23 protein-coding genes are annotated in these 24,132 nt (G+C 62.6%); 8 read left to right on the forward strand and 15 right to left on the reverse strand.

Features of this window, described 5'->3' with window-relative positions; genetic code table 11:
• Positions 1 to 70: 70 nt before the first annotated feature.
• The gene (locus FHU29_RS19690; protein WP_083962071.1) at positions 71 to 1,984 is read left to right on the forward strand and encodes a penicillin-binding transpeptidase domain-containing protein; all 1,914 of its coding nucleotides are present in this window, start codon (positions 71 to 73) and stop codon (positions 1,982 to 1,984) included.
• Here FHU29_RS19690 and FHU29_RS19695 read toward each other — a convergent pair.
• The 11 genes from FHU29_RS19695 to trmB all read right to left on the reverse strand — a co-directional run bounded on the left by FHU29_RS19695 (position 1,965) and on the right by trmB (position 13,413).
• On the reverse strand, positions 1,965 to 2,372 hold the full coding sequence (locus tag FHU29_RS19695) for a DUF3054 domain-containing protein (protein WP_064438683.1): 408 nt from the start codon (positions 2,370 to 2,372) through the stop codon (positions 1,965 to 1,967). The two genes, FHU29_RS19690 and FHU29_RS19695, sit on opposite strands and share 20 nt — an antisense overlap.
• 46 nt (positions 2,373 to 2,418) lie before the next feature.
• Complete coding sequence (locus FHU29_RS19700; protein WP_083962069.1) at positions 2,419 to 3,957, reverse strand: adenylate/guanylate cyclase domain-containing protein; 1,539 nt, start codon at positions 3,955 to 3,957, stop codon at positions 2,419 to 2,421.
• Positions 3,954 to 5,486, reverse strand: coding sequence for an adenylate/guanylate cyclase domain-containing protein (locus FHU29_RS19705; RefSeq protein ID WP_083962068.1), 1,533 nt, complete (start codon positions 5,484 to 5,486; stop codon positions 3,954 to 3,956). Before FHU29_RS19705 ends, FHU29_RS19700 begins: the two co-directional genes overlap by 4 nt.
• Positions 5,487 to 5,507: 21 nt before the next feature.
• A complete protein-coding gene (locus FHU29_RS19710; RefSeq protein WP_083962067.1) occupies positions 5,508 to 6,737 on the reverse strand; it encodes a lysylphosphatidylglycerol synthase transmembrane domain-containing protein in 1,230 nt (409 codons plus the stop codon).
• Between the two features lie 51 nt (positions 6,738 to 6,788).
• Complete coding sequence (locus FHU29_RS19715; RefSeq protein ID WP_064438681.1) at positions 6,789 to 8,300, reverse strand: adenylate/guanylate cyclase domain-containing protein; 1,512 nt, start codon at positions 8,298 to 8,300, stop codon at positions 6,789 to 6,791.
• 202 nt (positions 8,301 to 8,502) lie between these two features.
• On the reverse strand, positions 8,503 to 8,874 hold the full coding sequence (gene crcB / locus FHU29_RS19720; RefSeq protein ID WP_064438424.1) for a fluoride efflux transporter CrcB: 372 nt from the start codon (positions 8,872 to 8,874) through the stop codon (positions 8,503 to 8,505).
• Positions 8,871 to 9,215, reverse strand: coding sequence for a DUF190 domain-containing protein (locus tag FHU29_RS19725; protein WP_064438423.1), 345 nt, complete (start codon positions 9,213 to 9,215; stop codon positions 8,871 to 8,873). Before FHU29_RS19725 ends, crcB begins: the two co-directional genes overlap by 4 nt.
• A complete protein-coding gene (locus FHU29_RS19730; protein WP_064438422.1) occupies positions 9,212 to 9,652 on the reverse strand; it encodes a fluoride efflux transporter FluC in 441 nt (146 codons plus the stop codon). Before FHU29_RS19730 ends, FHU29_RS19725 begins: the two co-directional genes overlap by 4 nt.
• A 2-nt stretch (positions 9,653 to 9,654) precedes the next feature.
• Positions 9,655 to 11,877 carry an MMPL family transporter gene (locus FHU29_RS19735; RefSeq protein WP_064438421.1) on the reverse strand — a complete coding sequence of 741 codons (2,223 nt, stop codon included), beginning with the start codon at positions 11,875 to 11,877 and terminating at the stop codon, positions 9,655 to 9,657.
• Positions 11,878 to 11,959: 82 nt separating this feature from the next.
• Positions 11,960 to 12,658 carry an NYN domain-containing protein gene (locus FHU29_RS19740; protein ID WP_064438420.1) on the reverse strand — a complete coding sequence of 233 codons (699 nt, stop codon included), beginning with the start codon at positions 12,656 to 12,658 and terminating at the stop codon, positions 11,960 to 11,962.
• Positions 12,655 to 13,413 (reverse strand): tRNA (guanosine(46)-N7)-methyltransferase TrmB, encoded by a 759-nt coding sequence (gene trmB, locus FHU29_RS19745; protein WP_064438419.1) that lies wholly within the window; start codon positions 13,411 to 13,413, stop codon positions 12,655 to 12,657. The genes FHU29_RS19740 and trmB overlap by 4 nt, the downstream gene beginning before the upstream one ends.
• 112 nt (positions 13,414 to 13,525) lie before the next feature.
• On the opposite strand from trmB, the gene FHU29_RS19750 reads away from it, so the two are divergent.
• From FHU29_RS19750 to FHU29_RS19765, 4 genes are all read left to right on the forward strand, one after another.
• Complete coding sequence (locus tag FHU29_RS19750) at positions 13,526 to 14,554, forward strand: hypothetical protein (RefSeq protein WP_064438418.1); 1,029 nt, start codon at positions 13,526 to 13,528, stop codon at positions 14,552 to 14,554.
• Positions 14,551 to 16,167, forward strand: coding sequence for a hypothetical protein (locus FHU29_RS19755; protein WP_064438417.1), 1,617 nt, complete (start codon positions 14,551 to 14,553; stop codon positions 16,165 to 16,167). The genes FHU29_RS19750 and FHU29_RS19755 overlap by 4 nt, the downstream gene beginning before the upstream one ends.
• A gap of 115 nt (positions 16,168 to 16,282) precedes the next feature.
• Complete coding sequence (locus FHU29_RS19760; protein WP_064438416.1) at positions 16,283 to 16,591, forward strand: DUF6802 family protein; 309 nt, start codon at positions 16,283 to 16,285, stop codon at positions 16,589 to 16,591.
• A gap of 321 nt (positions 16,592 to 16,912) precedes the next feature.
• On the forward strand, positions 16,913 to 18,745 hold the full coding sequence (locus FHU29_RS19765) for a phosphoenolpyruvate carboxykinase (GTP) (RefSeq protein WP_064438415.1): 1,833 nt from the start codon (positions 16,913 to 16,915) through the stop codon (positions 18,743 to 18,745).
• Positions 18,746 to 18,836: 91 nt separating this feature from the next.
• Here FHU29_RS19765 and FHU29_RS19770 read toward each other — a convergent pair whose 3' ends face one another.
• Entirely contained in the window at positions 18,837 to 19,148 is a 312-nt protein-coding gene (locus FHU29_RS19770) for a hypothetical protein (RefSeq protein ID WP_083962066.1), read from the reverse strand.
• Positions 19,112 to 19,522 (reverse strand): hypothetical protein, encoded by a 411-nt coding sequence (locus FHU29_RS19775; RefSeq protein WP_083962065.1) that lies wholly within the window; start codon positions 19,520 to 19,522, stop codon positions 19,112 to 19,114. Before FHU29_RS19775 ends, FHU29_RS19770 begins: the two co-directional genes overlap by 37 nt.
• A gap of 45 nt (positions 19,523 to 19,567) precedes the next feature.
• On the opposite strand from FHU29_RS19775, the gene FHU29_RS19780 reads away from it, so the two are divergent.
• Together FHU29_RS19780 and FHU29_RS19785 are read left to right on the forward strand one after the other, a co-directional pair.
• Positions 19,568 to 19,753 carry a hypothetical protein gene (locus FHU29_RS19780; RefSeq protein WP_083962064.1) on the forward strand — a complete coding sequence of 62 codons (186 nt, stop codon included), beginning with the start codon at positions 19,568 to 19,570 and terminating at the stop codon, positions 19,751 to 19,753.
• Between the two features lie 264 nt (positions 19,754 to 20,017).
• On the forward strand, positions 20,018 to 20,233 hold the full coding sequence (locus FHU29_RS19785) for a dodecin (RefSeq protein WP_064438414.1): 216 nt from the start codon (positions 20,018 to 20,020) through the stop codon (positions 20,231 to 20,233).
• Here the strand turns inward: FHU29_RS19785 and FHU29_RS19790 are convergent.
• On the reverse strand, positions 20,230 to 21,024 hold the full coding sequence (locus FHU29_RS19790) for a class I SAM-dependent methyltransferase (RefSeq protein ID WP_064438413.1): 795 nt from the start codon (positions 21,022 to 21,024) through the stop codon (positions 20,230 to 20,232). The genes FHU29_RS19785 and FHU29_RS19790 overlap by 4 nt on opposite strands.
• A gap of 166 nt (positions 21,025 to 21,190) precedes the next feature.
• Here FHU29_RS19790 and FHU29_RS19795 point away from each other — a divergent pair, with 166 nt between their 5' ends.
• Entirely contained in the window at positions 21,191 to 22,387 is a 1,197-nt protein-coding gene (locus tag FHU29_RS19795) for a glycosyltransferase family 4 protein (protein WP_064438412.1), read from the forward strand.
• Here FHU29_RS19795 and FHU29_RS19800 read toward each other — a convergent pair.
• Positions 22,355 to 24,112, reverse strand: a complete 1,758-nt coding sequence (locus tag FHU29_RS19800) for an MmpA family trehalose lipid delivery protein (RefSeq protein WP_064438411.1) — start codon at positions 24,110 to 24,112, stop codon at positions 22,355 to 22,357. The two genes, FHU29_RS19795 and FHU29_RS19800, sit on opposite strands and share 33 nt — an antisense overlap.
• Positions 24,113 to 24,132: the final 20 nt, after the last annotated feature.

Genomic DNA, 24,132 nt, shown 5'->3' on the forward strand with positions numbered 1-24,132 from the left:
TTGCTGGGATTCCGCTAAGAATCGTGGCCCTCGCTGCGGAGGCTGCCAATCTGCGGGCACAATCGGGGCTGTGTGCCCTCAGTCAGCCCGTCCGCCGCGCCGCGCCGCAGTCGCGCGTAACCGCTCGTCGGCGGTCGCGTTGCTGCTCGCCGCAGTGCTCGGTGCGACGGCTCTGATCGGGTGTGAGGCGCCCCCGGCGCGACCCGATGCACTGGTTACGTTGCGGGCATTCACTGATGCTCTTTCGGAGGGCGACGCCGCACTCGCCGCGGGCTACACGGACAGTCCCGAGCAGGCGCGAAACGACATAGAACAGGTCTTTGCTGCGCTTAATCGGGACGGGGCAGAGTTCGTGGTGCAGGCACTGACAGTTGAAAATTCGGCGGGGCGCAACGGTGCGGACTTCACTCTGGGCGCCGTCTGGAATCTCGGTGGCAGCGCGTACGGGCCCCGCGAATGGGTGTTCTCCACCAATGGCACCGCTGTGCGTGATGGGCAAAACTGGCAGATAGCGTGGCGCCCGGACATCCTTGTGCCCGGGCTGCAGGAGGGCGAACAGGTTCGCTTCCGGCCGCAGCCACCCGACCCGCCCGAGATCCGTGACAGGGCTGGCCAGACCGTGATGGCACAGCAGACGGTCAAGATGATCACCCTGGACCCTACGGAAGTGACCAGTCCAGGCTCCGCAGCCGATGCGCTCGAGCCGCTGCTACGGCCGCTCGATGCACGCCTCACTCGCGCGAAGATCCTCGACACGTTGTCGAGCGGTCGGGGCAACCCCGTCACTGTTACCGCGTTGCGCGACGAAGACTATGCCGGTATCCAGGATCAACTCGCGGCTATCCCGGGCACGACAGTGTCGGACCAGGCCCGATTGTTGACCGCGACTCGCGCGCTCAACTCTCCCGTTTTCGGTGTTCTTCGGGACTCGTGGGAAGCGCGACAGGAAGAATCTGCAGGCTGGACTGTTGAACTGGTTGATGTCAGCGGATCCGCGACAGTCCTCGCTTCCGAGCCGGGTATTCCACTGAGCGATGTGAAGACTGAACTCGACCTCGAAGTCCAGATGGCAGCACAGGACGCAATCGTTGACGTCGCCGAACCGGCTGTGATTGTCGCGCTGAAACCGAGTTCGGGGGCGGTCCTCGCGGTGGCACAGAACGAGGCCGCGAACGAGGCCGGCCCGATTGCGCTCACCGGTTTGTTCCCTCCCGGCGCTGCCTTCACCGCCATAACCGCGCTGGCGGCGATGACAGAGGGAGTCATAATGCCCGACGAGACCGTCCTCTGCCCAGAGGAAGGGATCTACGACGAACGTCGTGTCGCCAATCCTGGAGAAGTCACTCCTGAAGAATTGCCGTTTTCAAGTGCGTTTGCTCGGTCATGCATTACGACGCTGGCGCAGATTGCGCTCGGATTATCCAACGAAGCACTGCATGACATGGCGCTGCGCCTCGGAATGGGCCTCGACCTCGAAACGCCGGGGCTCAATACAATCACCGGCAGGGTCCCGTTCTCAGATTCGGGCACGGAGCGTGTTGAAGCGTCGATCGGTCAGGGCGAAGTCCGTGCAAGTCCGTTCGGAATGGCGCTCGTAGCGGCCTCAATTGCTCGTGGCTCCGTCCCCGAGCCAGTTTTAGTCGCGCCCAGCAACGGGCCAGCACGCGACGTTTCGAGTCCGTCAGCGACCACTGAGACCGCGGAGGATGTGGAAGAAGTCGTGCCGCTTGATCTCGCGCTGACCAACGCGCTGAAACACATGATGCGTGAGGTGGTCACTGAGGGGAGCGCGGCGGAATTGGGGGACTTGCCGGGGCTCATCGGCGCCGTGGGAACTGCCGAAGGCGACAGGAGCGACGAACGGCACGGCTGGTTCATCGGAATCGACGGTGACCTCGCTTTCGCGGTATTCGTCGGGGACGCGGGAACCGCTCACGCGGCTGTCGACTCCGCCGGCCGGTTTCTCAGACCGCTGCAGAACTAGCCCTGCGGCGGACGTAAAGTACCAGCTGCGCGATTCCCCGCCAGCCGACAAGCAATGCTCCGGTCACCAATGTTGCAGTGAGTACGAACGCCAGCGCAGCGCCCTCGCCCGATAGCAGGCGAATGATGACCCCGCCGACCATCGTCCAGGCCCACAGAGCGACGCCCGTCGGTAAGACCGCGAGCGGGTGGGCATTTTCGAGCGCTTTCAGAACAGTAATCCAGCCAGCCGCGAGCCCCACGAGGAACGGCAGCGCGGTGCTCACGACGCCGGCAAAATTTGCTGCTTCTTCATGATGGAGACGCCCGGCGATCGCGAAAGCGACGACAGCGATGACGTCAACAATGACGGCGATGGTGACTACGCGGGCAGGGCTTTTGGTTTGCACGACCACAGCGTAATCCCGGCAGCGGCTGCTGCCCAGTCGAGCGAAGCTACCGCGGTACGGCAAGCCTGGTCGGAGTGAGTCGGCCGCGCAGTGTGACCGACGTCGTGGGAAGCCAGCGCGACGACTCGTATGCGTCGGCTTTCTGCAACACCTCGAACGAGGCAAGAACACGCCCAGGCCACGTCTTCGCCAGCTCTTTGAGCCGCGCAGCCTCATTGACGGGATCGCCGATCACCGTGTATTCCAGGCGGTTGCGCGCGCCGACGTTGCCGGCGACCACACGTCCGGCTGATACGCCTATTCCGAAGTTGAGCGTCGTGGTGGCGTGGATGCGGGGCCGCAGCTCTCGAGCAGTAGCCAGCGCGGCACTCGCAACGTTGGGGAGGGCGACGGGCGCGCCAAAAACGGCGAGCGCGGCGTCGCCTGTGAACTTGTTCACCATTCCGCCGTGGGCATGCACAGTATCGACGACGACCTCAAAGAACTCATTCAGCATCGCGACCACTCGGTAGGGTGGCAGCGCGTCGATGCGTTTGCTCGAACCCACAAGGTCCACAAACATCACCGCCACCTCCCGTGACTCGCCGCCTAGCGACCCGCCGCGGTCCAGAACCTCCCGGACAACATCAGTACCGACACGACGCCCAAACATGTCCGAGAGCTTCTCGCGTTCCGCGAGGCCATGAACCATCTGGTTGAATCCATACTGGAGGCGGCCGGTCTCCGACCCATCGTAGATCGGCACTGAGATGTCGTAGCGGCCGCTTTTAACAGCTTCCATCGCCGCGCTGACCTGCTTCACTGGATCCGAGATCGACCGCGCTACTACCGCCATGCCAAGGAACCCGACCACGATGGTGAGAATGCCAAGTATCGCGACCGCGGTCGCTGTCTGGTCGGTGTCAGGAAAGATCGACGACAAGAACCGGAAGCTCACGACGAGAACGATCCAGAATAGTGGCAGTGCTGCCGTGACTATCCACATGGTGAGAAGCCGCATGGTGACCGAGGTGGCCGACCGGGCGTCGATGCTGACACCGTGCATCGCATCCGAGATCAATCGCCGCAGAATGCGTTCGGCGATGAAGTAGCTGATCGCGCAGCATGTGAGCCCCACCGACAGAAATGTCAGGATCACCATCAGTGTCAACTGTGGGCTGTTGATTCGTGCGACGCTGATGGCAAATGCCACGGTGACGGCGATCCACAGCGATGCGATCAGAGCTGTCTGGCGGGCTGGAGCGCTCACGATGAGAGCGTGCTGACGCGGATTGGGCATTCCGCCCTGTTCCATCCACCGGAAGATCGGCCGCCCGGCCCAGGCTGAAACCGCGACGCCGACAGCAAGCGCGAGTGGCAGAAGTGTTGAGATCAACACAGTATTCGAGCTGCGAATGTCAGGAGTGATGACGGCATTCGCGGGATGCGGAAGAACGTACCGGAGCAGAGCAAAACTCAGGAGAACCCCGAGACCGTTCGTGAAGATCAGTGACGCGCCATAAGCCAGCGTGAATGGCTTGGTGAACTGATTGAAAATCGGGACTACCGATTCCGGCAGTTCTGGCAGGCGAACCGGGCGCGTCATGACTGTTCACCTCCTGAAACTCGCTTCGAAAGGTTCACGGGAACGGAAACCGCTGGCTCGGCGAGCTTTCGCTCACCGACTGAGACTACTTGCCAGTGCTGGGCTTCCTCAGGAAGCGCGGCGCTCACTGCTTCCGCGGTCGTGAGAACTCTGCTGGGGCGGGTCTTCGCATAGTCGCTGAGTTCCGTCGCTTTGATGACCGGAGTGCCGAGCACCGTGTACTCGAAACGTTCGGCGGCGCCGATGTTTCCGGCGAGCGCGCTTCCGGCGGCGATTCCGATGCCAAAATCAAGCGCGATTCTTCCGCTGAGCGTCTCCCGCATGTGCCGCGCACAGCTCAGCGCGTGACTGATCGCTTCGGGAACGTCCAAAGGCGCCCCGAAAACGGCTATCGCGGCGTCACCCTCGAATTTGCTGACGAACCCCTGGTGCGCGGACACGGCGTCAACGACGAGTTCGAAGAACTCGTTGAGCACCGCAACAACGACTTCGGGCGGCTGTTCCGCTGCGAGCGTGGTCGAGCCGGTCAGGTCGATGAACAGTACCGACACCTTTCGTAGCGCACCGCCGCGGACGTTCCCCTGTTCGATGGCAGCGCGTGCTACTTCTTCCCCGACGTGTTTGCTGAACAGATCGGACAGGCGTTCACGTTCGGCGAGCCCTTTCACCATGCTGTTGAAGCCTGCCTGAAGCTGACCGATTTCGGAGCCATCATAGACAGAGACACGCGCGGTGAGGTCGCCACCCTCGACACCGCGCATGGCGTCGCTTACCTGCTGCAGCGGATCCGAGATGGAACGAGCAACGACGGCGATACCGACGAAACCGATCAGCATTGCCAGAACGGAAAGGACCAGCACGGCGGTATCCATTTCGGTAGCCGCAGGTCCCGCATGGTCCGTGATCTGTGAGAGGGAGATCAGAACTACCCCCAGGGCGGGTACCGCAGTTGTCAGGCCCCAGATCAGCAGAATGCGAATGCCCACACCAGGTGCGATCTGCTGAGACGGGAAGCGCACAGACATCGCCACGGCGGTGAGCGGCCGCAGCATGCGCTCGCCGATTATGTAGCTCAGGGTGACAGACACCGCGCCGACCATCGCGGTGGTGATGACGATGAGGACCAGGAGTTCGGTTGACTGCGCGGCCAGGTTGACGAGAACGAAACCGGAGGACGCCACAATCCAGGCGCTTGCCTCAATGGCAACCTGTCGCTTCGTCTGTCCGAGCGCGACGTGTGCCTCGTACGACCGGGGCGTGCCGCCTCGCGCTAGCCACTCGAGATTCGGCCAGGCGTACCGTAAGTGGACCCCGGCGAAGGATGCCGCAGCCAGCGGGACCGCAATCAGGAACCAGCCGACGTTGCGTTCCCACACTCCCTCGGGATCCTGAAGCACTGGAATGGGGATAACGGCACCGATGAGAATCAGGGCCGTCATCGCGGCGATCAGGTTGATCATCAGAATGGTGAGAACGTAGGTCAGCACGATGGGGTGCGCTAATTGCCGGAGCACATCCCATGGATTCATCGTGGCGTCGCTCTTCTGGGTCTACTGACGAGCATCCGGGCCCGGCGGAGATTGCTGGTCGCCTTGGGGTGGCGGATCGGGATGCTCGTGCTCATCCTGTGTGTCTTCGGCATGGAAGATATCGCCCTCAGCGAATTCTCGGTCGAGTTCAGCGTCATCCGCCTGTCTTGCGCGGAACAAGAAGAAGAACACGATCCAGCCTACGATATTAACTAGGACAAGGCTGACAAGTCGGTAAACGAATACCGTCGCAAGCGCTTGTGACGCAGGGAGGCCCGCGGAGATGGTGAGGGTCAGCATCAGCGTCGCGTCAACTGTGCCCAGGCCGCCTGGGGCTAGTGGGAAAGAAGCGACAGCTTTGCTCGCGGCGAAAGCGATGAGGATTCCGGAAATTCGTGGCTCCGCGCCGACCGCGTACGCAGCCAGGCCCAGGCACGCGACATCCGAGCTCCGGTGCACCGCGGACCACCAGAAGGTCTTCAATGCATCCCAGCGGTTCATTTGAACTGCTTCGATCTGCTGAAGGACCGTATCGACGCGATGGAGGCCCTCCTGTAGTGGGCGGCGCCGGATCCGGTTGACAAATCGAAGTACCCAGCGCCCGAACGTCTCCAGCGTCTCGGGGTTCTTTGACACATAGCGCCCGGCCACAGCAAGCGCGATGAGTCCCGCGAAAGAACCGATGAGCATCACGGGGCTCACCGTCGTTCCGACGACGAGCGCGCCGATCGCTGCGACTACGGCGAGCGTTGTGGTGGCGGTAACCCCAGCCATCGCCAGCTGCCATGAGGCGACCACATGATTCGCACCCCAGCGCCTGGTTTGCCGATACGTGAACGCGGCCGAGAAGACCGGGCCAGCTGGCAGCGTCAGCGTCATCGAGGTAGCGGCGTAGACGACCGCCACGGACCTCCGCTGGGTGACCTCGACGCCTCCAGAGTGCAGCAGTGTTTTCTGGACCCAGCCGAAGCCCGACATTGACAGCGCCATCGCCGAGAGTGAGGCGATGAACCACCCGATGTGGAGTTCACGCAGGGCGCGGAAAGAGTCAGCGAATGTGGGCCACAGAACGACCCCCTGAAAGATCAGCAGGCCAACGACAATAATTCCGCCGATGATCTTCAGCCAGCGCAGCCGTTTCTGCTTCTTGGTTCTATTCGGATCGCCCGAATCGTTCCGTGCAGCACCGGTAGCAGCAGAATTTTCGTCACCAGGCATTGCCCGGGGCTGCTTCGGCGCGGACGGTGTCACGTCGCCAGAGTAACCATTGGGCCGAAGTCGTGGTGCAGCGTAGGTCGTTTGTTACCGCATCTCCGCATCGATGCCGGATTCGTTCGGTTCTTGCTGATCATCGTGTCCGGATGAATCTCCGTCTTGTCCCGGTGGCCGCGGCCAGGCTAGTTGTGTCAGCTTCGTTCGGCCCCTTAGGGCTACCAGTTCGCCGAGCTCCCAATATTCCTGCTCTTCCTCGCCAGCGAAGTAGACCGTGTAACTCGACGCGAGGATACTGCCGGGCCGTGACTTCGCTAGCTCGGTAAGGCGTGCTGCTTCATTAACAGGGTCGCCGATAACCGTGTATTCGAATCGCTCCTCGGATCCGATGTTGCCCGCGACAACCGTCCCGGAGGAAACACCGATGCCCACGGAGATTTCCGGCATGGCCTCGAGTTCCGCGCGGAGTTCGCGGGCAGCCGAAAGCGCAGCAGTGGGAGCGTCTGCCCGGTACAGCGGAGCGCCGAAAATCGCGAGCGCCTCGTCGCCCACGAACTTGTTGACGAAGCCGCCGTGGCGTTTCACCACGCCTATCACGATATTGAAGAACTGGTTCAACATCGCGACGACATCGGCGGGGCGCTTTGTCGAAACGACCGCGGTGGAACCGACCATGTCGACGAACAGCACTGCCACAAAGCGTGTTTCACCGCCGAGTTCGGTCCCAAACTGAAGTGCTTGACGGGCGACGTCTTCACCGACGTGCTGACCGAACAGTTGCCGTAGCACACGCCGCTCCGCAGAGTCAGCCATCATCTGGTTGAACCCGACCTGCAGCAGGCCGACCTCGCTGCCGTCATAGACCTCCACTTGTGCGTCGTCACCGCGCTGCGCTTCCGTGACGGCGCGGGTCAACTGCCGCAGCGGTGTCGATACTTGGCCCGCAAGGAGAACGGTCGTCACGAGAGCGGCCAGGATCATCGCGATCGCCACGAGCAGGACCGACCATGCGAACGAGCGGGGAGCATATGCATGCGTGGACAACTGTGTGAAGCTTAAAAGAGTGATGCCGATAGCCGGTACGAGCGTCCCCGAGACCAGCCCGATCGCCATCCGGAGCCGCACGCTGGGTGCGATGCGCGGGTCGACGTTACCGTCAGAGAGCGCGCGCGCAGCGACAGGCCGCATGATCCGCTCACCGAGGAGATAGGTGAAACCGAAGGTCACCACACCTGCGAGAGCTGCTGTGACCGCCGTGGTGGACATGAGTTCCGGCATCTCACGTCCGATGAGAATCACAAAGAGCGTGCCGCCAATCAGCCACAGGGCGAGATACACGAACGACTGGATCAGCGGCCCGCGCACCGCCATTATCTGTTCGCGCCGTGTTGGTGGACCCCCGCGCACATACCAGCGGATAGCGAAGCGCAGCATCACGATTGCTGAACCGATGATCGCGACGCTGGCGAAACCGAGGTAAATCGCAAGGACCAATTCGCTGACCGGATCACGCACGATCAGCCCTGGCCCTGGCGACACCGGAAGGCCATACCGGATGAAGGTCAGTACGAAAAGCGCGCCGATTCCATTAGCGGCCAGCATGGAGACTACGTAGAACACCCACCGCGTGCTGAGTGTGCGCGAGAGCGAACCCGGAATGAGTCTCACCGCTAATACGGTACTGGCACGACGCTCGGGATTTCACACCTTGGACAATCCGCGGGACTCCAGGCGCGGATATCGGCCGTACTTCCTCACTCGAGAGGTGCCGAGTACAAGCCCGTAAGCTTGCTCGCGCGCTGAGCTACCAGACCATGCCCGCTAGGGCAGCACCGCCAGCAAATGCGAGCAGGCCGGCGACGATGGTGGCCACGACGTTTGCAATTGCAAACGCGGCAGCTCCATCTTCCGCGAGGCGAACCGTCTCGTACGAGAATGTCGAATAGGTGGTGAGCGCGCCGCAAAAACCAGTGATTAAGAGAAGCTGTAGTTCGTAAGGCAGCAAGCCTGCGGTGATAGCGCCGACAAGGACGCCAAGAAGTGCGCTGCCAGCCACGTTGACGGCGAAGGTGCCCCACGGGAAGACCGAATCGTGGCGTAGGGCAATCCAGCGATCAGTGAGATAGCGCAGGGGCGCTCCCACGGCGGCGCCCGCAGCTATGAGCAGCCACGTCACCGGTGAGGCTCCGTCTGGTACCGGATGAATTCAACGGGATCAACAAGGACGACGGCATCGCTGAGAATCTCATCGAGCTCGGGAAGGAAGGCGCGCACCTTGCTTTCGCTGTCGACGATCACAACGACGATCGGCAGATCCTCACTGAGAGAAAGTATCCGCGACGTATGAACGAGGGCGGACGCGCCGAACCCTTCAATCCCGCGGAAAACGCTTGCTCCGGCGAGACCAGCGGCGCGAGCCCGGTGGACTACTTCGGAATAAAGAGGTTTGTGGTGCCAGGTGTCGTTCTCTGAGAGGAGGATCATGACGCGCAGCGCCGAAGCGGGGTGATGTGTCATTCGTTCCCTCCGCGCGGTCGTGAGGCTATCGTCCGCGTGACGCGGATCGCCGCCCACACTCCAGCCAGTGCCGCTGCAAGTGTTAGCGACAAGTATCCCGCAGCGGCGAAGATGCGGCCGTGCTCCATGAGTTCCACTATCTCGGCGGTATATATCGAAAACGTGGTGAAACCACCTAACACGCCGGTGCCCAGGAAAGGCCGCATCAGCCGGTGCGCTGTCCTCACTTCACTGACAAGCACAATGGTGACGCCGATCAATGCGGATCCTGTCGCATTCGCGATGAAGGTGTGCCAGGGGATAGCGGCAGGCGGTGCGGGCCAGGCCAGAGAGAGGGCGTACCGCGCGAAAGCGCCGAGCACGCCACCGAACGCCACCACGCCGAGCACACCCCACTGCCCGCGAAAAACCGAGGCGTGGCGGGTGTCTCGAGACATGGTTACGGCCGCTGAGCCAGTTCCTCGCGGGAACCACCTGGTGTCAAGGTTTCAGACGTCAGGCGTGGCGCACCGGTGCTGCCTGGCCGCAGCTCATCCTCGAGTTCGTGTTCTTGCAGGCCGATCTTGCGCTGTATCCGCTTCATCCATTCTGGCGCCCACCAGCAGTCCTCACCCAGGAGGCGCATGACGGAGGGCACGAGAAGCATTCGGATGACCGTGGCGTCGATGATGAGCGCCGCGATCATGCCGAACGCAATGTACTTCATCATTGCGATCTCAGAAAAGCCGAACGCTCCAGTGACCACAATCAGGATGAGCGCTGCGGCAGTGATGATGTGACCTGTTTGCGCGGTGCCCATTCTGATGGCCTCACTTGTGCTCGCACCCTTGGCGCGGGCCTCGACCATGCGTGAGACAAGAAAGATCTCGTAGTCAGTCGACAAGCCGTAAATGATCGCCACGATCAGGACTACAACCGCAGCCATGAGCGGGCCAGGAGTGAAGTTCAGCAGTGACGCTCCGTGGCCGTCGATAAAGATCCAGGTCAGGATGCCGAGCGTGGACCCAAGGCTGAGAGCGGTCATGACGACGGCCTTGATTGGCAGTGTGAGCGAGCCGAAGGCAAGGAACATCAGCAGTGTCGTGATCAGGACAACCACGACAGCCATCAGCGGCATCATCGTGATCATCGCATCGATACTGTCACGTTCGATGGCCGGACCGCCGCCCACGAGCACCTCAGTACCGGCTGGAACGTCGATCGCTCTGAGACCCCCGATCGCGTCCCCTGCCGTCGCCTCGTCAACAAGGCCAGCGGAAAGCACGACGACATTCTGAGCCCGGCTCTCGAGCTCAAATGCGCCGGTGAAGCCAGGAACCTCGTTCGCCTGCCGGAGCACGTCACCGGTTGCGGAGATATCGCCGGTGATCACGACTTTGATTGGCTTCGTACGGAAAGTGGGAAACAGATCGTCGAATTGCTGCTGCGCGATGCGCGTCTCGTTATCCGGGGGCAGGTAGTTCTCGGACATGCCGCCGAACTGAATGTTGCCGAATGGGATCACCAGAAGCAGCAGGCCAATGGTGACGGGAACGGCAACACGGAGTGGACGCTTGATTGACCAGCCCGCGATACGCCCCCAGAACGTGTGCTGCATCTCGGCGGCGGGTTTGGTCGGCCGAAGTTTCGCGAAGCCCAGCGCGTCGACCTTGCGGCCAAGAATGCTCAAGAGTGCGGGCAGTACTGTCACTGCGAGAAGTGCCGCGATCGATACGGCGGCGATCGCGCCGTATGCCACCGACTTCAAGAAGCCCTGCGGGAACACCAGCAAACCGCCAAGGCTGATCGCGATGATGGTCGCTGAGAATACAACGGTGCGTCCCGCGGTCGCGACCGTTCTTCGCACCGCGTCTGGCACGTCGTATCCTTCGGCGAGTTCCTCCCGGAACCTGCTGACGACGAAAAGGCCGTAATCGATCGCGAGACCTAGGCCGATGAGCGAGATCACCGACTGCGCGAAGACGTTCACTTCCACGACGCCGGTGAGCAGCCGAGTGACGCCCCACGCGCCACCTACGGTCAGGACGCCAATGATCACCGGCAGCGCGGCGGCCACAACACCGCGGAAAATGAAGAACAGAAGAACCGCAACCGCTGGAAGCGCGATCAGCTCCATCCGTTTGATGTCGTCTTCCATCCCCTGGCTGAGCGCGTTCGCGACCGGCTGCAGCCCGGCGAGCTGCAAGTTACTGTCGTTCGCGTCGAACTGCGATTTGATGGTCTGGAAGCTAGCGAGCACCTCGGTGTCGTTCTCGCCGAGCAGTCCTATGCTCGCGATCGCATGCTGGCGGTCAGGCGTTGCCAGCATATGCAGGGCGTCTGAATCCCAGTAGCTGCGCACGAAGTCGACTTCGCTGGGGTTGTCGTCACGGATCTCCGTGAGGAGCTGACGGGCGTCCGCCGCGAATTCGGGGTCGTCGACTGTTGATCCGTCGGGAGCGGTGAAGAGTACGACGACGTCCCCGGCGTTATCCCGGCCGAACGCATCTTTGACGATCCGTTCAGCGGCAACCGATTCGCTGCCCGGGTCATCCCAGCCGCTTTGGCTGAGACGGTCACCGAGCCCGAGACCGAAAGCGCCCGCCGCGGCCAAGATAGCCACCAAGAGAGCAAGCACGGTGAAACGCGCTCGATAGACGAAGCGTCCCAACGTCGCGAACAATCTGTTCTCCTCACGTATCAGCGCACGACCAGACCGGCGGTGCGCGCACCGCAATCAACAGTGGCAGAAAGTTTCGGCCGTGTCAGCGCAGGGTGAGCAACGCCGCAAGCGGACGGAACGGTTGCAGCCATGCCCCTTCCTCAGGCAGCGAGTCGAGGCTGACTCGTGGCAGTGGTTCGCGGAAGACCCCAGGGATCTCCTCAAGGTCGACGAAATCGAGGGTCGTTGACGAGACTGCCCAGCTAGCGTGCTCCCTGAACCCGATCACCTGCACCGGTACCTGGGCGGCCGCGAGTTCCTCGAGCGGTTCACGGAAGGCCTGGCCATCCGCGGAGGCAACCATCACACCAGCGAGGCCATCCCCTGTGTGACGGTGCTCGATGTGGCTGAGCATGTCGGAGTCGACGTCACTGTCTTCGTCGATCTTCGGCTTGGCGAATACAGCGAAACCGACGTTCCGCAGCGCCTCGACCCACGGGCGAACAACGTCGGCGCTGCCGGGCGCGATATTGGTGAAGACGGTAGCTTCGGGCTCCAGGCTGCCAGGGGCGAGTCCGCGTGACTGCTCGATCTCCGCTGTGCGCTGCAACAACCAACGGCCAAGTGCATCGAACCGCGGGCGGTAGGCAGCTGTCGGGCGGCCGCCAAGAATAGCGCCGAGACCCATATCGAGATTCGGGGCATCCCACACGAGGAGCACCCGCGACCGTCGGCCGCTGATGCTGGGGACATCGAACGCGTCCCGATCCGTTGTCTCAGGTATTTCCTGGCTGACGCTCATCCCGTGATTCTCCCCCATGCGAGGTCAGTAATCGCGCTACCGACGCGCGCGGCCCGGCCCTCAAACTTAGTTTCGGGACGATTGCGGCTGATGGGCCACGGCCACGTGACCGGGCCCAGCATCGGTTCCGAATTCCCGGATTCTTCGATGAACTCAGCGTACTCGGCATGATCCGTCGCAACATGCAGAATCCCCTGAGGTACTAAACGGGTGGCGAGCAGATGAAACATCGCGGGTTTGAGGAGACGCCGCTTATGGTGGCGTTTCTTGGGCCAGGGGTCGGGAAAGTAGACACGCACTCCCGTCAGCGACGAGGGAGCGATCATCTTCTCGAAGATCTCCACCGCATCACCACGCATCACGCGAATGTTGGTGATGCCGTTCTCCTCGATCAGCTGAAGTAGCTTCGCTAGCCCGGGTTTGTAGACATCGATCGCGATGAGGTTGACGTCGGGTTCGGCGAGAGCCATTTCCGCTGTGGCGGTGCCCATCCCGCAACCGATTTCCACGACGGTGGGCGCCTCGCGGCCGAACCAGGCGTCGATATCGATCCGTTCGTCACCGGCATCCCGTCCGAATGTGTCCCACATACGGTCCCATGCGTTTTGCCGCGAGGGTTTAAGTACACCCGTCCGAGTGCGGTAGCTCGTCACGCGGGGGAATAGCCCGGAGGTCTCCCGTCCGCCGCTATCTCCGTCGGCATCGTCGGGTCCGGTGTCACGTTCAGGGTCGCTCAGCACCTGTCTATGGTCCACGATTCTTCCTCGTCGTCATAGTTGAGGTGGCCGGACAGCGCTCACGATGTGCGTAGAACAGCACTGAAGTGCGACAATTCCGGCGGGGCGAGGTGGGGAGGGGAGTTCTCACGTGGGCGAAGAAGCGTATCGCGTGGTCATAATGGGCTGCGCCGGATCTGGGGTTTCGACGCTGGCGAATTACCTCGGCGAGACGCTCACAGGGGTCGAGATCCGAGAAATCACCGTAGATATCGAGGCGCCCTGCAAGCCTGTGCAGGCAGATGCGATCGTCTACGTATCTGCAGCGTATCCGCGCGAAGAGGACCTTCGTGCGGTACGCGGTCTCCGCGAAGAAGGACGTGGCGGCCGAGGAAAACCGAGGCTGCTTGTTGCGCTGGGCCGCGCGGACCTACTCGAGTGGACTCCAGGAAGTCCGCGGGCAGTTTCTGCTGACGCGGCGCGTCCTCACGCCGATTCGGCCGGCCTTGCTCTCACAATAGGGGTGGTTCCCGTGAGTGCATTGTTAGCGCGGGCGTCGCGGTTGCTCACCATGTCCGACATGGAGTCGCTGCGTCGCATTGCTAGCTTGCGAGCCGATCAGGGATGCGCGCGGCTGGATGAGGTCTGGTGGTACTCCGCTGGACTCTTCATGGAGCGGGCGATCTCGATCGAGCGCAGCCAGCGTGAACGGCTGCTAGGGCTGCTTGATCTGCCAGGAATCGGACTGGCGGTGGGTGCACTGCGGGACAGCCCCGAGATGACGCTCGACGAGATGGGGGAGCTGATGCGCGAAGCGAGCGGTATCGCCGTAATCGATACCTGGGTGCGGGATTCGCTTTGGGACGCGGCTGCCGCGCGAGCTGGTGAGGCGCGAATTTCGCTAGAACGACGCATCGTGCAGGAAATGGCGGCTGGGCGCGGTCGTGCTGCCGCCGGAATCCGGTTGCTGCGCCGTTCCGCTCTGCTTGGTGTGCCCTGGGCCGCGGAACGCCTGGCCGCGGGTGCGATAACCCGCAGCAGTGTTCTCGAATGGGCAGCTGTCGCGCGCAGAGAGGCGGCAAGCGCCCGGACGTCACATCAGGCGCACGCGGCGCTGGCCCGCTACCGGCATCTGCTGGCGGTAGCGGAGAACCTCATGACCGACGGAGATGCAGCGTGAGCGCGCATGACACGGCGCGGGCGGTCCAGAGTCGGCATGCCGCACGGATCCTGTGCGATGACTTACTGCGCGCCCTGGAGCGTCACGAGCCTGCGGCTGCGGCCCGCTTGTCTGGGCGGAGCAAGGTTCGCACCCCCCGCGGCCAAGACGTGGTCGACGTGGTGATCACCGGGCGCGAAAATGCCGGAAAGAGTGCTCTGGTCGACGCACTCAATGCGGTAGACCCACGGGGGCCTGTGTCCTTTCGTGAATGGACAGAGGAGGACGGCGATGGGGTTCAGCTCGCAGTCGTCGTCATGGTTTTTGATGCCGCTGGATCGATGGGCAGCACGGAGCTAGGCGAACTGCGGCGGCTCAACGCGAACGTCGACAGAGTGGTCTTCGCGATCACGAAGACCGACATGCATCAGAACTGGCGGCAAGTACGCGACCGGGACGCGCAGTTGCTGGCTATTCACACACCTCGCTTTACGGCGGTGGAGATCCACCCCATCGCGACCCCCCTCGTCCAGGCTTCCAACGATCGCCGCGACACGGACCCGGACGCGGCGCGTGCCCTGGCCGAGTCGGCGGGAATTGAAGCCTTGTACGACGCGATCCGGGCGGAGCTCCCCGCCCCTGGCGCCGACTACGTCGCACGGAACCTGCTCTGGTCGGTGACAGGGGCCCTGCAGGAAGCCCGCGCGCACCGGCAACGGCTCAGCCGTGAAGTGCAAAACAATCCCGAGATCAACCGTCTGCACCGTGTGCGCGCCGAACTTCTCCGGAACCGGGGCGCTGGCCGCAGCGACGAACTTGGCAGCCTCCGGTCGGATGTGCAACTCGCTCGTGTTGAACTCGGGCACGATGTCGCCGAGTGGGCACGAGCAACTTCGGCCGCGACGCGCGCGGAAATCGACGCGCTCGGTGGCAGCGCGATCGAGAGCTACCCTGTGCGGGTCCGTTCGCTGGTCAGGACCGGCCTTGCCGAGAATGAACAGCGGGTCGGTGACCGGATTGACGCGCTCTGGTCGGCCCGGTCTATCTCGCAGCCGGTAGCGGAGCCCGCTGCGGAGGAGTCTGATACATCTGACGCCACCAGTGCCAGCGCTGCCAATTCCGGCGCGGCGCTGCTCGCAGCACCGCGCAGAGGTGCGGAAGACTACGTCATGGTGCTGATCGGTGCCTCCGTCGGAGTGGGACTCGGTCGGCTCGTGGTGTCACCGCTGTCTCTCGTGCCTGTTCTCGACATTTTGACGATCCCGTTGACGCTGCTACTCGGTGGTGCGGTCGCGGTGTGGATGATGCGGATACGGCGACAGATCGCAGCGCGTGCGCGTCTCCGCGAATGGAGTACCGAGCAGCTTCTCGACGCACGGGGAAAGATGGAACGCTCGGTAGGCACGCGCATCGTGAACGCCGAACAGCAGCTTGCCGCAGCGATTGGGGGGCGCTTCGACGAGAAAGTAGCTGCGACGGACAGCGACGTCCGTGAGATCGAAGGTGAGCTTCGGGAACTCACGAACCACAGAGACCGCGAACTCGCCACACTCGCTAGTGAGGCAAGCCATATCTCTGAGGCGATGGATCGCGGTTTGCGCTTCCTCGAAGACGAGCGCCCTCCGGCTGATTGATTCCGCCTGATGCCGGTTGATTCCGCCGCCACTGGAACCGGGGCGGCGCGGAATGCGTCGTACCCCGGGTAAGCGTGCTGCGGTACGAGCAGTGATCAGGGCGGGAGTGTAGTTGATGTGGACACCGGATGAATTGGGCGGCGCGGAGTGCCTGAGCTCGCTGGCAGACGGAGCTTCCCTGGAGCTTTGCAGGTCGGAGCTGCTGAATCCCACGATCGACATGACCGGTGACGGCGTTTTCGATAGTGGACGCATGGTGGAAGGCGATACTGTATTCCTCGCGACAGACCGCACCGGTGATGGGTTTGCAGACACAGTGACCCGAATCGGGCCAGATGGCACCTACGAGGTGTGGCAGGTATCGGAATCCGCAGCTAGCGGTACCGCGCAATGGCGGCTCGACGACGGCGGGCTGCTAGCCTAAGAGTGTGATACAGCGGTCCGCGTCAAGCATCCGGACTCCGGGCGAGGCTGCAGTGCGGAGGTACCGTCGGGTAGCCCCCTTCCGGGTGGGCTCTGAATCGGTCCTGTGCGGTATCCAACAAGGCCGGCGCCGCATGACTCCACGCGTTAGCGCTAATCTCTTATTCAGGACACCTGGTGCTTGTGTTTTCGTTGCCCCGAATTCGGTTAGGGTTTGGGAACGAGCACAGCGTGAGCACCAATTGAGTGGATCCGGTCAGGTTCGCTTTCTGTTCGCCCGAGACGGCGAGCACGCGGCCGGTTCCCATACCAGGAGAGGCTGATGACAGCAGCGACCATTCCAGGGCTGAACGGAACGGACGACACGGTCCCCACAAAGCATGCAGAACTTCTCGCTTGGGTGCAGGAAGTCGCTGAACTCACCCAGCCTGACCGTGTCGTGTTTGCCGACGGTTCCGACGCTGAGTTCGAGCGTCTGTCGAACCAGCTTGTCGAGGCTGGCACGTTCATGCGCCTGAACGAGGAGAAAAAGCCCCACTCGTTCCTTGCACAGTCGGACCCCTCCGACGTTGCTCGTGTGGAGTCTCGGACGTTCATTTGCAGTGAGCGTGAAGAAGACGCAGGCCCCACCAACAACTGGATGGCGCCTGACAAGATGCGCTCGATCATGAACGAGCTCTATCGCGGCTGCATGCGCGGACGCACCATGTACGTGGTGCCGTTCTGTATGGGTCCACTCGGTGCTGAACAGCCGAAGCTCGGGGTTGAGATCACCGACTCGGAATACGTCGTGGTGTCGATGCGCGTAATGACCCGCATGGGGCAGGCCGCGCTCGACAAAATGAGCACCGACATGCCCTTCGTCAAGGCGCTGCACTCGGTTGGTGCCCCGCTCGAGCCTGGCCAGAAGGATGTGCCGTGGCCGTGCAACGACACGAAATACATCACGCATTTCCCCGAGACCCGTGAGATCTGGAGCTTCGGCTCAGGTTATGGCGGCAATGCGCTCCTGGGTAAGAAGTGCTACTCGCTGCGTATCGCATCTGCGATGGCCCACGACGAGGGCTGGCTGGCCGAGCACATGCTCATCCTGAAGCTGATCTCTCCGGAAGACAAGGTCTACTACATCGCGGCGGCATTCCCGAGCGCGTGCGGCAAGACAAACCTCGCGATGATCCACCCCACGGTTCCGGGCTGGCGTGCCGAGACTCTCGGGGACGACATCGCGTGGATGCGGTTCGGCGAGGACGGCCGCCTGTACGCGGTCAATCCTGAGTTCGGATTCTTCGGGGTAGCACCGGGCACGAACTGGAGCTCGAACCCTACCGCCATGAAGACCATCGAGGCAGGCAACACCGTCTTCACCAATGTCGCGCTGACTGACGACGGGGATGTGTGGTGGGAGGATCTTGAGAACCAGCCCGATCACCTCACGGATTGGCTTGGCCAGCCGTGGACACCGGATTCGGACAGAAAGGCGGCACACCCGAACTCACGGTATTGCACGCCGATGTCGCAGTGTCCGACCCTAGCGCCTGAGTGGGATGATCCGCAGGGTGTTCCGATCTCCGCGATCCTCTTCGGTGGCCGCCGCAAGTCGACGGTGCCGCTGGTGAACCAGGCGTTCAATTGGCAGCACGGAACCTTCATGGGTGCCACGATGTCGAGCGAGCAGACCGCCGCGGCAGAAGGCAAGGTCGGTTCGGTTCGCCGTGACCCGATGGCGATGATTCCGTTCCTCGGCTACAACGTGGGCGACTACCTGCAGCACTGGATCGACGTGGGTAAAAACGCAGACGAGTCGAAGCTGCCGAAAATCTTCTACGTGAACTGGTTCCGCCGCGGTGACGACAAGCGATTCTTGTGGCCAGGTTTCGGTGAGAACAGCCGTGTCCTGAAATGGATCGTCGAGCGGATCGAGGGGACGGTCGACGCACAGTCCACCCCGATCGGCTACGTTCCCACCGCCAGTGATCTCGATCTTGAGGGTCTCGATGTGGACCCCAATGATGTTGATGAAGCGCTCGCGGTCAACAAGGAGGACTGGCAAGCCGAGATTCCGCTGATCGAGGAGTGGCTGCAGTTCGTCGGTGACAAATTGCCGACCGGCATCCGCGACGAGTTCGAGGCGCTGAAGAACCGTCTAAACAGCTAGGCCTCGAGGCGCAAATTCACAAGAAACGGGACAGACTCCAGGGAAACAACCTGTGAGTCTGTCCCGTTTCCTGTGAGCCTGTTGCGAGGGTTCAAGCCGGAAGCCAGATTCCTGACGGGCGGCGGCTTGACCGGGCACGCGACAGCGCCTCGAGTATTCTGCGCGCTAGGTGCACCGGGCGGTTCAAGTCAGCCCACATCCACCGGATGACAAGCCAGCCGAGTTCGCGGAGCGCATCCTCTCGTCGTTTCTCGCGAAGCACAGCATCGGCGATGGTTTCCCCAGGCCGCAGGTATCGCCCGTACTTGACTTGACCGTCGAACTCCCCGATCAGTCCGTCGTCGAACATGAAATCCGCCCGTCCGATCAGCGTATGCTCCGCGTCGTAGATTTCAGTCTGCATTGTGGGCTCGCAACGCCCTGCGTGTGAAAAAGCACTCGGCTGCGTGACTCACCGACGCTTTCGCTACGGCTATCCATGAACGCGACCGCTCTGCGGGCTGCCGCTATCCCCTTCATGTTGCGCGCTCGCTCGAGCGTAAGCGCGAGTTCATTTTTGCTGACGATCTCACGCTGCAGCGCCGCGTCACCAACCACGACCGCCTGTTCGAAAGGCACGCTTCTGGCGATGTCAATGACGGTGCGCGCGGCGCACGTGACTGGGATGCCGTCGACCACCTCGATCTCCCCAGAATCGAGAGACGCGGAATGCACGAACAGTTCGTTTTTACCCCCTCCGCCGGTTGAGGACGCCCGCGTGAGGTGAACTTTGCTCAACGAGACATTCCATGCTGGTAGTCCGTGCGCCAGTGCAGCAGAGACATGGCTGAGTACACAATCACTGCGCTGCTGATCGGCGGCAACCGCGATCGCTCGCAGCAGGTGCCGTTCTTCACGGTTCAGTGTTTTCCATACGTCGCTGGGTATGTAGGTCCCGCGGCGAACGCGGAAAAGTTCTCCGGACCGCGTGTTCTGACGCCTCTCATTGGCGGAAAGGTCACGGATTAGCAGGTGTCTATGGGCCGTGGGGAGCGAATGCATGCCGAGATTCTGCATGACATCGAGCGCACACTGGTCATGTTATCCACAGCTGTGGATAACATCGATCGATGCTGCTCACAGGCTCATAAGAAACGAGACAGGCTCACAAGTCGTTTCCTGTGAGCCTGTCTCGTTTCCTGTGAATCCATACAGGTGTGCGGAAACGAGCACAAGGCCGCGCAGACAACGAAAGAATGGGACAGGCAATCAACCCGGCACGGAGGAGGATTCATGTCCGACCACACGTATCGCGTCACGGAGATCGTGGGTTCATCGCCCGATAGCATCGACGACGCAATCAAGGGCGCGATCAACCGGGCTTCGCAGACATTGCGGGGGCTTGACTGGTTCGAAGTGACGGAAATTCGCGGCCACATCTCCGACGGTCAAGTTGGCCATGTCCAGGTTGGGCTCAAAGTGGGTTTTCGGCTCGAGAACGAGAACTAGCGTTTACGCAGAACCAGCACCAGGTTGCTGACGAGTAGTTCGCGCAGACCGGGAATTGACGTCGTCCACCAGCTCCAGCGCGGGTTGTAGCGGGGAAACGCGGCGAGAAGATCAGCTTGCCCATCAGCCGAAGACACTGACCTTGCCCACCGCAGACCCGCGGTGGCAGTGATCGGGAAGAGCGAAACGCCGAATCGGTTCTTCGGTTCCCTGCCGTGTTGACGGCGGTATCGGCGTGCCGCGAATTCGCCGCCGAAATAGTGCCAACGGCCTGTCTCATGACCGCCGAACGGCCCCCACCAGAGTGTGTATGACAGCACCATCAGCCCTCCCGGACGGGTGACACGCAACATTTCGCCGGCCAGGTCCCACGGTGTCGCCACATGCTCGGCGACGTTGGAAGAGAAGCAGATGTCGATGCTCGATGTCCGGATGGGCAAGGCCATGCCCGAACCCCGAGCCGAACCTGAGAACTGAATTCCAGCGGCGTGCATTTCGCTCGGATCTGGTTCGACTGAGAGGTAGTGCGCGCCGCGCTCGGCGAAGACGTCGGCGAAGTATCCGGGGCCACCGCCGACGTCGAGTACGACCGTTCCAGCGATGCCTTTACGGTTGACCTGCTGATACAGGTCGCTGAGCATGTCCGCTGAGTCGCGAGCGATGGCCCCGTAAAAGACGTCGGGCCGAGTTTGCTCATACTTGAAATCGCTGAGTAATCCGACTGAGCGGCGCAAAGTAGCGCGGCGGGCGAACTGGCGGGCAGCGGGACTGGTAACGACTAGCTTGCGCACATCGATACAGCCTACGGACTGTTACGGATTGGGACACCCCGTCCTAAGCCGTTCCGTGAGCATGGTCAGCGGGTCTATTGTGTGGCAGAACCGCCCTGTACGTTTCACAGCGCCTGGGGAGGCGCCGTGGTAAGGGAGCAGGCGGTCGTGATGTTGGGAGCGACGATTGCGGGAAGTACTGCTGTTGTGCTGGCGAGACACTCGCCACCCGCTGGGTGGGGGGAGCGAACGCTACCTCGAAGAAGTTGGCGCCGCTCTCGCCGCGCAGGGGGTCCGCGTGACGCTGCGCACCTCACGGTATCGAGGTTCCGCTCGCTCTGAGATCCGCGACGGCATGTTCATCAGCCGTGGCGGTGGCCGCCTGACTGTTTACCCTCGCGCGTTGCTCGCGATCCTCGCGGGACGACTCGGATTTGGGCCCCTCAAGACGGTACGACCGGATGTTGTGATCGACACGCAGAACGGTGTCCCGTTCTTTGCGCGCCTCATCGCCGCAGTCCCGGTGATTCTGCTTGTGCATCATTGCCACCGTGAGCAATGGCCCGTGGCGGGCAAATTGCTGGGCAAACTTGGGTGGTGGATCGAATCGTGGCTCTCGCCGCGAGTGCATCAGGCAAGCCAGTACCTTACTGTTTCGCTGCCATCGGCAGAGGAACTCGGCGGGCTCGGCGTCAGTCCTGACCGGATCGCGGTTGTCCGCGCAGGTGCGGACGCGATTCCGCCAAGCGTCCAGATAGGTTCCGTGCGGACACGCTCAGCTGAACCTCGGCTGTGCGTCTTGTCCAGGCTGGTGCCGCACAAGCAGATCGAGGACGCGCTGCATGCGGTCGCCCGTTTGCGGGCAACGCATCCCGACGTTCAGCTAGATGTGATCGGGGACGGATGGTGGATGCAGCCGCTGCGCGATTCAGTGCGCGAACTCGGAATCGAGTCGTCAGTTACCTTCCACGGGCACGTCAGCGAAGAACGTAAGCATGAGTTGCTCTCGCGGAGCTGGGTACACGTGATGCCATCCCGCAAGGAGGGCTGGGGGCTTGCCGTGATCGAAGCTGCACAGCACGGCGTGCCTACAGTGGGGTACGCAACGTCGAAGGGCCTCACAGATTCGGTGATCGACGGGGTGACTGGTCATCTGGTGGCGACACCGGCGGAGCTGACCGAGGCCATCGAAGGCCTGTTCGCCGAGGCTCCGCGGCGACTGTTCATGGGTGAAAAAGCGAGGATCCGGGCGTCTGAATTCTCCTGGGATCTGTGCGCAGAAGGTGTTCGAACAGTGCTCGAGTCGGCAGCTGCAGGCAAGCCTGTAGCAGGCCTCGTCAACACCGCTCCGTCAGAGTTCGCTGACGCTGCCCGCTCCGCGTGAACTTCGGCGCCGCTGCGCTAGCAGGATCAGACCACTGCCGAGTGTGAGCACCAGCCAGGCGCAGTGTGCGGCGACGACGGTGTTCCGCTGGGCGGTGGACGCCGAGAAGTCCGCTGGTTCACCAGGCACGCGGTACAACGTCCGGTCATCATCTGAGTAAACCTGTTCGAGCTGCGCCAGCGTATCGCTGGCAGCGCCGTGGAGTCCGGGGGTGTTGTGCTCGACGAGTACCCAGGCGGCGCCGAGACTGAGGAGCCTCCCGGGGCCTTCTCCTTCGAGGAGTGCGGTCTGTGCGCGCTGGCCACGCTCACCTTCACCACGAACGACTTCGCCGCCGACGATGAGGTCGCCGGTGCTGAGAACGTCGCGCGGCAGAAGGCGTGGCGCAGGATCGAGCGCCACCACGTTGCCAGCGAAGGGAAAGACGCGGAACATCCCGGCGGGCAGAACCGCGACTGCCCCGTGCGGTGGTCCAGTGCTGACATGCTGTGCGACGGCCTCCCAGCCGGGCGGGTAGTGGACCGGGCGGATATGGCCACCCGCGCCCCAGGCCAGGTCTGGCAGCACAGCGATGAGGATGCCGCTGACGAGGGCTGGCACAGCGACGGCGAGGCCGCTGCTCGCAGCGCGGGCCAGGAAGATGACGGTCGCCGCAACGCACAGGGCGTAGAACGGCATCGCAAGTGCGACGAACTTCTGTGTGTCACGTAGAAGGCCGCCGCCAGGGAGTGTCGACGTCACTGCCGCGAGCGCGGAAATGCCAGCCGGAGTGGCCGCTAGCGCGGGCATAACAACCGCGAGCCCGGCGACGATACCCAAGGGCCGTGCCTCCGCAGCCCGGGCCTTCCACAGTTGCCAGGCGCCGAGTGCGACGAGTCCCAGTAACCAAGCGGTTGCTAGCAGGGCGACTGGGGTGGTGCGGCTGAGCGGCACGGATTCCGCATTCCAGATACCGCCAAGACCGGCAAGACTGCCGAGAGTCGCCAGACCCGGTTCCGCACGCGCAGCGAATGCTTCCGCCCCGGCTCGACCAGAAACACCAGGTGTCCCGCTGACGAGCGCGGCGGTGAGCCAGGGCAGCGCGGCGATAGCACCCATACCGAGCACGCCCACGACGCGCACCGGGTGGTTCCGGAAGTCGCCCACAATGAGGCTCAAAGCGAGCACGAGCGCGAGGACTGCACCCGTCGGGGTCAGTGCCGCGCAACCGATGCTGAAAGCGAGCAGGAGCCACGCAGCGTTGTCGCCGCGCGAGATGCGAACGGCTGCCACCGCAACCCACGGGAGGGCCGCGTAGCCCACCAGCAGACTCCAGTGTCCCTGCAGAAGCCGTTCAGCGACGTAGGGATTCCAGATGGCCACCGTGACCGCGGCGCATTCTGCACCAGGCCCGGCGCTGAGCCCGGAATCCGGACGAGTCAGCACCGCACGAACCAGTGCGGCAGCGCCCCAGCCAGCGAGCATAAGCGCGAGGAACAATATCGCCACGACTATCAGGCCACCGTCGATGAACCGTGAAAGCGTGCTCAGGAGCCAGTCTTGCGGAACTGCCCGTGGCGCCGCATCGCCGAGACCGAGTGCGGAATCGGTCAGGTACGACCGTGGCGTGCTGACGGCGTCACGAAACAGCAGGTAGCCGGGTCGAAGGAGCGGAGCGAGGATGATCAGAGCGAGAAGCGCGCTATATGCGGGTGCGATGAGTTGGTGACGCTTCGCTACCTGCATTGCGGCACCATAAACCGCCA

This window comes from Hoyosella altamirensis, assembly GCF_014191505.1.
Taxonomy (GTDB): domain Bacteria; phylum Actinomycetota; class Actinomycetes; order Mycobacteriales; family Mycobacteriaceae; genus Hoyosella; species Hoyosella altamirensis.